Source organism: Mameliella sp. AT18, from assembly GCF_028807275.1.
Lineage (GTDB): Bacteria > Pseudomonadota > Alphaproteobacteria > Rhodobacterales > Rhodobacteraceae > Antarctobacter > Antarctobacter albus.
Map to the genome: position 1 here is coordinate 1 of NZ_JARAMO010000185.1, position 8,824 is coordinate 8,824.

7 protein-coding genes are annotated in these 8,824 nt (G+C 67.0%); 5 read left to right on the forward strand and 2 right to left on the reverse strand.

Going from position 1 to position 8,824, the window contains the following annotated elements:
- The first annotated feature begins 190 nt into the window (after window positions 1-190).
- The 5 genes from PVW46_RS16255 (at window position 191) to PVW46_RS16275 (ending at window position 6,476) form a co-directional block, all read left to right on the forward strand.
- Window positions 191-1,537, forward strand: a complete 1,347-nt coding sequence (locus tag PVW46_RS16255; protein ID WP_069209094.1) for a glutamine synthetase family protein — start codon at window positions 191-193, stop codon at window positions 1,535-1,537.
- Between the two features lie 55 nt (window positions 1,538-1,592).
- Window positions 1,593-2,291, forward strand: a complete 699-nt coding sequence (locus PVW46_RS16260; protein ID WP_069209093.1) for a type 1 glutamine amidotransferase — start codon at window positions 1,593-1,595, stop codon at window positions 2,289-2,291.
- Between the two features lie 17 nt (window positions 2,292-2,308).
- Window positions 2,309-3,682, forward strand: coding sequence for a glutamine synthetase family protein (locus PVW46_RS16265; RefSeq protein ID WP_043138010.1), 1,374 nt, complete (start codon window positions 2,309-2,311; stop codon window positions 3,680-3,682).
- Window positions 3,683-3,782: 100 nt separating this feature from the next.
- Entirely contained in the window at window positions 3,783-5,084 is a 1,302-nt protein-coding gene (locus tag PVW46_RS16270) for an NAD(P)/FAD-dependent oxidoreductase (protein ID WP_069209092.1), read from the forward strand.
- Between the two features lie 186 nt (window positions 5,085-5,270).
- Window positions 5,271-6,476: a DegT/DnrJ/EryC1/StrS family aminotransferase gene (locus PVW46_RS16275; protein ID WP_069209091.1), complete on the forward strand. Its 1,206-nt coding sequence runs from the start codon at window positions 5,271-5,273 to the stop codon at window positions 6,474-6,476.
- Between the two features lie 72 nt (window positions 6,477-6,548).
- On the opposite strand, the gene phaR is transcribed toward PVW46_RS16275, so the two are convergent.
- Window positions 6,549-7,085 (reverse strand): polyhydroxyalkanoate synthesis repressor PhaR, encoded by a 537-nt coding sequence (phaR, locus tag PVW46_RS16280; RefSeq protein ID WP_069209090.1) that lies wholly within the window; start codon window positions 7,083-7,085, stop codon window positions 6,549-6,551.
- Window positions 7,086-7,186: 101 nt separating this feature from the next.
- On the reverse strand, window positions 7,187-8,728 hold the full coding sequence (xseA, locus tag PVW46_RS16285) for an exodeoxyribonuclease VII large subunit (RefSeq protein ID WP_069209089.1): 1,542 nt from the start codon (window positions 8,726-8,728) through the stop codon (window positions 7,187-7,189).
- Window positions 8,729-8,824: the final 96 nt, after the last annotated feature.

The following is an 8,824-nucleotide window of genomic DNA, read 5'->3' on the forward strand; positions in this document are numbered from 1 at the left end:
ACGTTTTGTACAAAACGTACGTCGATTCCGGCAAAACGTACAAACCGGCAAGGAACGGTTAACCCGGCCCGAAAGCTGCCCGCAAAGCGGGCGCGCTACCCCTTCCCGCGATGCGCCGTGAACGCCCCCCTTGCCCAAAGGCGCGGGCTCGCCTATGAATTTGATCAAATTCTGAAAGCACGAGATCCCCATGCCCGCCCCCAGCGCCGACTGGCTGCACGACCGCCCTCAAATCCGCACCATCCGAGCCGCCGCCTGTGACGTGAACGGCGTTGCCAGGGGCAAACGCATGCCCATCCCCAGCGCCGTCAAGATGCTCAAGGACGGCACGCGCTTTCCCTTTTCGGCGCTGAACGTCGACATCTGGGGCGAGGACATCGCCGACAGCCCGCTGGTCTTTGACAGTGGCGACCGCGACGCGATCCTGTTTCCGACAGAGCGCGGCTTTGTGCCCATGCCCTGGCTGGAGGCGCCGACAGCCCTGCTGCCGATCTGGATGTTCCACGAGGATGGCCGCCCCTTCGAGGGCGACCCGCGCCATGCGCTGTCCTTCGTGCAGAAACGCTTTGCCGAAAAGGGGCTGACGCCGGTGGTGGCGGTCGAGCTGGAGTTCTACCTGATCGACGACAGCACCCGGCGCCTGCAGGTGCCGATCAGCCCCCGCTCGGGCAAGCGGCGCGACGCGGCAGAGGTCTTGTCGATCCGGGCGCTGGATGCCTTCGACATCTTCTTTACCGACCTCTACGAGGCCTGCGAGGTCATGGACATTCCCGCCGACACGCTGATTTCCGAGGCGGGGATCGGCCAGTTCGAGGTCAACCTGATGCACCAGGCGGACCCGCTGAAGGCCGCTGACGACGCCTGGCTGTTCAAACAGCTGGTCAAGGGGCTGGCCCGGAAACACGGCTTTGCCGCCAGCTTCATGGCCAAGCCCTACGAGGATTATTCCGGCAACGGGATGCATGCGCATTTCAGCGTGCTGGACGCGGACGGCAAGAACATCTTTGACAACGGCGGGCCGGAGGGCACGGATGCCCTGCGCCATGCCATCGGCGGATGCCTTGCGGCGCTGTCGGACAGCGCGCTGGTCTATGCGCCGCACCTGAACAGCTATGAACGCATCGTGCCCGGCTCTCACGCGCCGTCAGCGATCTGCTGGGCCTATGACAACCGCACGGCGGCGGTGCGCGTGCCCTCTGGCCCGCCTGCCGCGCGCCGCATCGAACATCGCGTGGCCGGGGGCGACGTGAACCCCTACCTGGCGCTGGCGGCGATCCTGGGCGCGGCGCTGATGGGGATGGAGGACGCCACCGAGCCGCCCGCGCGCATCACCGGCAACGCCTACGACCAGGACCTGCCGCATATCCCGCGCGACTGGGGCAGCGCGATCGAGGCCTTTGCCGACAGCCCGCTGATGCCCCGCATCTTTCCGAAGGAACTGATCCGCAACCTTGTCCTGACCAAGCGGCAGGAATTGCGGGACATGGACGAGCTGAACAAGCACGAACAGATGGACCTTTACCTGGATACGGTCTGATCTTGCAGGGCGCGCGGCGCGCGCCTAGCTTTTGGACCAAGAACATGGGTGTTTCATGAAAATCGGTATCTTGCAGACGGGCATCGTGGTGCCGGAACTGGCGCAGGAGCATGGCCAGTACCCGGAGATGTTCATGGAACGCCTGTCCCACGCCGGGTTCACCTTCGAAACCTGGTCCGTGGTCAACGGAGAGTTCCCGCCGGGACCGGAGGCCGCCGACGGCTGGCTGATCACCGGATCGCGGCACGGGGTCTACGAGGATCATGCCTGGCTGCCGCCGCTCGAAGAATTCATCCGGCAGATCGTCGCGGCGGGCAAGCCGCTGGTGGGGATCTGCTTTGGCCATCAGGTGATCGCGCAGGCGCTGGGGGGCACGGCGGTCAAGTATCCAGGCGGCTGGGCGGTGGGGCCACAGACCTACGAATTTGAGGGGCGTGGGCCGAAAACCGTCATGGCTTGGCACCAGGACCAGGTGACGGACCCGCCCGAGGGCAGCGTGACACTGGCCAGCAATGACTTCTGCCGTCATGCCGCCCTCTTGTACCCCGGCAAGGCCTATACCGTGCAGCCCCACCCCGAGTTCGACCGCGCCTTTACCAAGGGCCTGATCGACAAACGCGGCCCGGGCGTGGTGCCCGAGCAGATCCTGCAGGAGGCCGAGGCCGGGCTGGATGTGCCGCTGGACAGTGCCGAACTGATCGACGACCTGATTTACTTCCTGAAACACAAGCGGCTGCCGCAGCGCGCCGCCTGAAACGCAAAGGACAGCCCGTGGACACGAGCGCCCCGAAAGACTGGACCGAAACCCTGCCCGAACCGGCCCGCGCCTACCTGGAGGGGCGCCGCCTGGACGAGGTCGAATGCATCGTCTCGGACCTGCCCGGCATCGCGCGGGGCAAGGCGGTGCCGGCGTCGAAATTCGCCCGGATGGGGTATTTCCACCTGCCGGATTCGATCTTCTTCCAGACCATCACCGGCGACTGGGGCGAGGCCGCGGGCGACGACGGGTTCATCGAGCGCGACATGATCCTGAAACCCGACATGAGCACGGCCACCGCCGCGCCCTGGACCGGCGACTGGACCCTGCAGGTGATCCATGATGCCTATGACCGGCACGACGTGCCGGTGCCCTTTTCCCCGCGCAACATCCTGAAAAGGGTCGTCAAGCTCTACGAGGAACAGGGGTGGAAGCCGGTGGTGGCGCCGGAGATGGAATTCTACCTGGTGGCGCGCAATGTCGACCCGGCCAAGGACATCCAGCCGATGATGGGCCGCTCGGGCCGCCCTGCCGCCGCGCGCCAGGCCTATTCGATGACCGCGGTGGACGAGTTCGGCCCGGTGATCGACGACATCTACGATTTCGCCGAGGCACAAGGGTTCGAGATCGACGGCATCACCCAGGAAGGCGGCGCCGGCCAGCTGGAAATCAACCTGCGGCATGGCAGCCCGGTCAAGCTGGCGGACGAGGTGTTCTACTTCAAGCGGCTGATCCGCGAGGCGGCGCTGCGGCACGACTGTTTCGCCACCTTCATGGCGAAACCGATCGCCGACGAGCCGGGCAGCGCCATGCACATCCACCACTCGGTACTTGACCTGGAAACCGGCAAGAACCTGTTTTCCGGTCCCCAGGGCGGCGAGACGGATGCGTTTTTCCATTTCATCGGCGGGCTGCAGGCGCATCTGCCCTCGGCCATCGCGGTGCTGGCGCCCTATGTGAACAGCTATCGCCGCTACGTGAAGGACCACGCGGCGCCGATCAACCTGGAATGGGGACGCGACAACCGCACCACGGGCATCCGCATTCCCCTGTCGGGGCCGGAGGCGCGCCGGGTGGAGAACCGGCTGGCGGGCATGGACTGCAACCCCTACCTGGGCATCGCCGCCTCGCTGGCCTGCGGCTACCTGGGACTGATGGAAGAGCGGCGCCCGTCGAAACAGTTCCGCGGCGATGCCTACGAGGGCGAAGGCGACATTCCCCGCGTCCTGGGCCAGGCGCTGGACATTTTCGATGGAGCGGAGGCCCTGCACGAAGTGCTGGGACCGGAGTTCGCGCGGGTCTATTCCATCGTGAAGCGCACGGAATACGAGGAATTCCTGCAGGTGATCTCTCCCTGGGAGCGCGAGCACCTGCTGTTGAACGTGTGATCCGGCGGTGCGCGCTGACGCGCGCGCAGGTTGGTAGGATGGGGGCTCTGCCCCCATACCCCCGAGGTATTTCCACCAAGAAGAAGCCAAGAGGTGTCTCTTGAACCTGCTGTTTTCCAACGACCGGCGCGGGGAATACCCTGAGAGCTGGTATGCCGCCGTGACTCCGGAGTTGCCGCCTTACCCGGTGCTGAAGGGCGAGGTGCGGGCGGATGTCTGCGTGGTGGGGGGCGGCTTCACCGGCCTGTCGGCGGCGCTGCACCTGGCGGAGGCCGGGCTGGACGTGGTGCTGGTCGAGGCGCACCGGGTGGGCTTTGGCGCCTCGGGGCGCAACGGCGGGCAGCTGGGCAGCGGTCAGCGGCAGGACCAGGTCAAGCTGGAAAAGATGGTGGGGCGCGATGAGGCGCGCCGGTTCTGGGAGCTGGGCGAGGAGGCCAAGGCGCTGGTGCGGGACCTGGCGGTGCGGCACGGGATCGACTGCGACCTGCGCGACGGCATCGCCTGGGCCGGGTCCTCGGACGGGTCGGTGCGCGAGTTGCACGATTACGCGGACCACATGGCAAGGCATTATGGCTATGGGCTGGAGGTGCTGGACCGGGACGGCTTTGCCGCGCTCTGCCCCTCTCCCGCCTATCGCGGCGGGGTGCTGGACCGGGGCGCGGCGCATCTGAACCCGCTGAAACTGGCGCTGGGGTTGGCGCGGGCCGCCGAGGGCGCCGGAGCGCGGATCTTCGAACGCAGCCATGTGCATCACATCCAGCGGGGCAAGAGCGTGACCGTGCAGACCGAGGCCGGGCGCGTGGTGGCGGATCACCTGGTGCTGGGCTGCAACGGCTATCTGGGCGGGCTGGACCGGCAGGTGGCGGCGCGGGTCATGCCGATCAACAATTTCGTGGTGGCGACGGAGCCCCTGGGGACAGACACCGCGCGGGTGCTGGCTGAGGAGATCGCCGTGTCGGACGATCGCTTTGTCGTCAATTATTTCCGGCTGTCGCCGGACGGGCGGCTGCTGTTCGGCGGCGGCGAAAGCTATGGGTACAGGTTTCCTTCGGACATCCGCGCAACGGTGCGCAAGCCGATGCTGGAGATCTTTCCGCACCTGCGGGACGTGGACCTGACCCATGCCTGGGGCGGGACGCTGGCAATCACCATGAAACGCCTGCCGCACCTGGCGCGGCTGGCCCCCAACGTGCTGACGGCCTCGGGCTATTCCGGGCACGGGGTGGGCAACGCGGTGCAGGCGGGCAAGTTGATGGCCGAAGCGGTGCGCGGGCAATCGGCGGGGTTCGATACCTTCGCCGCCCTGCCCAGCCCGGCCTTTCCGGGCGGGCCGGCATTCCGCTCGCCGCTGCTGGTGCTGGCGATGAGCTGGTACGCGATGCGCGACCGGCTGGGCCTGTAGCCCGGCCTTCACACCGATAAATTGGATGGGCGTATCGGATCCTTTGACAGGAACCGATGCGTTTTTCCGTGCCGGAAAACGCCGCGTCGCGGGGCGCCTGCCCGGCGGCGTGCGACGCTTTGGGGCTTTCCTCACACCCTTAACTGATTTACATTTTCGAAAACCGAACTTCAGGATTTTGAAAACATGCTTCCGAACATGCACGACGCCGAGCCGATCCCCGCCGAGGCCCGCGCCGAGATCGACCGGCTTTTGCAGTCCGGCGACCTGTTCCGCTACACCGCCCCCGAGGATGCGCCCGTCGCCCTGCTGGAGCGCGAGTTCGCAGAGTTCATGGGGGTGAAATACGCGCTTGCGGTGTCGAGCTGCTCGGCGGCTCTGTTCCTCTCGCTGGAGGCACTGGACCTGCCGAAGGGCGCCCGCGTGATGATCCCCGGCTTCACCTTTGCCGCAGTGCCCTCGTCGATCGTGCACGCGGGACTGGTGCCGGTGCTCTGCGAGGTGGGCGAGGACTATCGCATCGACATGACGGATTTCGCCGCCCGTCTGCCCGGCGTGCAGGCGGTCATCGTCAGCCACATGCGCGGCCATACCTCGGACATGGACGCGATCCTGGCGCTCTGCGCCGAGGCCGGCGTGCCGGTGATCGAGGATGCGGCGCACAGCCTGGGCACCACCTGGCACGGGCGCAAGATCGGCACGCTGGGGCGGGTCGGCTGTTTCAGTTTCCAGAGCTACAAGCTGGTGAACGCGGGCGAAGGCGGCATCCTGGTGACCGACGACGCCGACCTGGTGGCGCGGGCCGTGATCCTGTCGGGTGCCTATGAGCACGCCTGGAAAAAGCACCTGCGCCCCGGTGACAATACCGCCGAGCTGGAACAGGCCTTTGCCCGCTGGCAGAACCAGTTGCCGCTGTACAACCTGCGCATGTCGAACCTTTCGGCAGCGGTGATCCGGCCCCAGCTGCCCCATATCGACCGCCGGGTGACGGACGGGCGCCGCAACCATGACCATGTCGCGGCGCAGATCGACCGCAGCCCCTGGATCACGGTGCCCGCGAAACTGGCCCCCGAGGAACGCGCGCCGGATTCGCTGCAGTTCAACCTGTGCGGCATGAGCGACGCCGAGGTCCGTGCCTTTGTCGCGGCCGCCGAGGCGGAAGGCGTCAAGGTGCAGGTCTTTGGCCTGAGCCGTGACAACGCCCGCGCCTACTGGAACTGGCAGTTCCTGCCCGAAATGCCCGACTTGCCGCGGACCCGCGCGATGCTGATGCGCGCCTGCGACACCCGCCTGCCCGCCCGCCTCTCACTCACGGACTGCGATGCAGTGGCCGCCGTGCTGACCCGCGCGGCAGACACGGCCACGGCGCCGCAACGCGCCTACGGCACCTGAGGCGGGAGAGCCGGTGTCCCGGTCGCCCTCCTGCCATGCAGGACGGTGGCCGGGCGCTCTCTGCCCTGCGGTTTACTTGTCGAGCTTGGACAACTTGGCCTGAAGATCGGACAGCTGTTTCTTGATGGTCTCGAGGTCTTCCTTGCTTTCCTTGGACGGCTTTTGCTCGTCCTCGCCCGGAAGCTGACCGCCCATCGCCTTGAGGAACGCCTCTTGTTGGGCCTGCATGGCCTCAAACCCCTTGGCCATCGGGTTCATCGAATTGACGTTCTCGAACCACTTGGACTGGCTGTCGCGGAACATCTCGAAGCTGGCGGCCAGGAACTGCGGCACCGCGCTGGTGGCCTGGGTGGTATAGCTGCGCACGAGATCGGTCAGCACGTTGATCGGCAGGACGCTCTGGCCCTTGCTTTCATGCTCGGCCACGATCTGCAGCAGGTACTGCCGGGTCAGGTCGTCGCCCGATTTCAGGTCGACGATCTTGACGTCGCGCCCGTCCCGGATGAACCCGGCAATGTCCTCGAGCGTGACATAGTCGGAGGTCTCGGTGTTGTAGAGCCGCCGGCTGGCGTAACGCTTGATCAGAAGCGGTTTTTCACTCTCGGCCACTGGTGCCCTCCCCGGCATTGGTGCGATGCAGCGAATCCTATGCGAGTGCAGAAGAAAAGGAAAGCCTGCGGGCGGTTGTGACGCAGAATGAAGGTTCGGCGCTAGAACAGGCTGCCCTGTTCCGGCGGTTCCGGCTTGGCGGATTTGCGAGGTGAGGAACGCCCGCCAAGCTTTAGCGTGCCATCGGCAAATTCGATTTCCAGCCCGGCGGCGCCCTCGGCGGCGGCCTTGGTCGTCACCAGGTGGCCATCGCCACGCACCACGGCATAGCCGCGCCGCAGCGTCTCGCGGTAGCCCAGTGTCTCGTGCAGGCGCATGAGCGCGTCCAACTTGCGGCGCTTTTCGCCCTGGCGGGCGGTCATGGCCTCGTCCAGCCGGCGGGTCAGGCCGGCCAGCCTTTCCTGCCCCACGGCGATCTCGCGCGTGATCTGACGCGGGCTGAGCCGGTCGGCGCGGCGGCCCAGCGCCTCGCGCCGGGCCTCGACCAGGCGTGCCAGCGCCGGGCCAATCCGTGCGGCGCGATCCTCCAGCCGCCGCTGTTCCACCGCGATGGCGCGGGTCAGGACGCCGGGGCGCAGGCTGCCCGCGGTCTCGGACAGGTGCAACCTGCGCCGTTCGACAGAGCGCGACAGCGCATGCGGCAGGCGGTCTCCCTGCAGGTCCAGCCTCTGGCGCGGACCGTCCAGCAATTCCTCGGGGCGTGGCAGGGCGCGCGAAAGATCGCGCAGCCGCTGGCCGCGCACCTCCAGCCGCTGCGACATGGCGCGTTCCATGCGGGCGCCGAAGTCGCGCACCGCCCCGATCAGCTCCATGCGCACGGGCACCGCCAGTTCCGCCGCCGCCGTCGGCGTCGGCGCGCGCCGGTCGGACACGAAGTCGATCAGCGTGGTGTCCGTCTCGTGCCCCACGGCCGAGATCAGCGGAATCTCCGAGGCGGCAGCGGCACGCGCCACCGCCTCTTCGTTGAAGCCCCAGAGATCCTCGACCGAGCCGCCGCCGCGCGCCACGATCAACAGGTCCGGGCGCGGCAGGGCGCCACCGGGGGTCAGCCGGTTGAACCCCTCGATGGCGCGGGCCACTTCGGGGGCGCATTTGGCCCCCTGCACCGCCACCGGCCAGATCAGCACCTTGCGCGGGAAACGCTCGCGCAGGCGGTGCAGGATGTCACGGATCACCGCCCCACTGGGCGAGGTCACGACGCCGATGATCTCTGGCAGGTAGGGCAGACGCTTCTTGCGCTCGGGCGCAAACAGCCCCTCGGCCTGCAACATCGCCTTGCGCTTTTCCAGCATCGCCATGAGCGCGCCCGCCCCCGCCGGGCGGATGTCCTCGATGACGATCTGGTATTTCGACTGTCCGGGAAAGGTGGTCAGGCGCCCGGTGGCGATCACCTCCATCCCCTCTTCGGGCTGGGTCTGCAGGCGGGCGGCGACGCCTTTCCACATCACGCCCGAAATCACCGAGCGGTCGTCCTTGAGATCCAGGTAGACATGCCCCGAGCGTGGCCGCGACACCCGCCCGACCTCGCCGCGCACGCGGACGAAACCGAACTCGCCCTCGATCACGCGCTTTACCGCGCCCGAGAGTTCGCTGACGCTGAATTCCGGCGTGTTGCCCTCCGGTCCGTCGTCGATCAGGTCCATGCCGCCTCGCTTGCTCTTGCCTGCCGCTGACCTTAAACGACGGTCAACCGCCGGAAAAGCCCGCCCCCGGCTTCTTTGGTTTTGAAAATACCTCGG

Coding starts and splice junctions, on each gene's coding strand:
- PVW46_RS16255 (WP_069209094.1), top strand. CDS start 191: ATGCCCGCCCCCAGCGCCGACTGGCTGCACGACCGCCCTCAAATCCGC.
- PVW46_RS16260 (WP_069209093.1), top strand. CDS start 1,593: ATGAAAATCGGTATCTTGCAGACGGGCATCGTGGTGCCGGAACTGGCG.
- PVW46_RS16275 (WP_069209091.1), top strand. CDS start 5,271: ATGCTTCCGAACATGCACGACGCCGAGCCGATCCCCGCCGAGGCCCGC.
- xseA (WP_069209089.1), bottom strand. CDS start 8,728: ATGGACCTGATCGACGACGGACCGGAGGGCAACACGCCGGAATTCAGC.